Source organism: Marinitoga arctica (assembly GCF_054657315.1).
The window spans coordinates 1-559 of sequence record NZ_BAAHYY010000077.1 but is presented as its reverse complement, the minus strand read 5'-3'; the positions used below and the strand labels follow the sequence as shown (position 1 = coordinate 559).

At 28.4% G+C, this 559-nt stretch carries 1 protein-coding gene; it reads left to right on the top strand.

Features of this window, described 5'->3' with window-relative positions:
• Positions 1-559, top strand: a 559-nt coding sequence (gene istB, locus ACYQ44_RS10425) for an IS21-like element helper ATPase IstB (RefSeq protein WP_459997230.1), incomplete at both ends; no start/stop codon positions are given.

Below are 559 nucleotides of genomic sequence, written 5' to 3'. Positions count from 1 at the left end.
AACTAAGTGAATTAGAATTAAAAGCAAAAGAAAAAAGAGCAATGAATGCATGTGTAAAAGTGGCTAACTTCCCATTCTTAAAAGAAATAGAAGATTTTGATTTTGATTTTCAACCTGGAATAAACAAGCAAGAAATATTGGATTTAAAAAGCTTAAGATTCGTAGAAAACAATGAAAATATTCTATTTGTAGGAACTCCAGGAGTTGGTAAGACACACCTTGCTGTCTCCATTGGTATAGAATGTGCTAAACATAGATATTCAACATATTTTATTCATTTCCAAGACTTAATGTCTCAACTGAAAAAAGCACTTAAAGAAAATAGGTTAGAAACAAGATTAAAACATTTTTCGAAATACAAAGTATTAATAATAGATGAAATAGGATATTTACCAATAGATACTGATGCTTCAAACTTGTTTTTTCAATTAATATCAAAAAGATATGAAAAACACAGTACAATAATAACAACAAATATGCCATTTTCCAGTTGGGGTGAAATATTTGGCTCTCCAGTTTTAGCTCAAGCTATATTAGATAGATTATTGCATCATTCTCA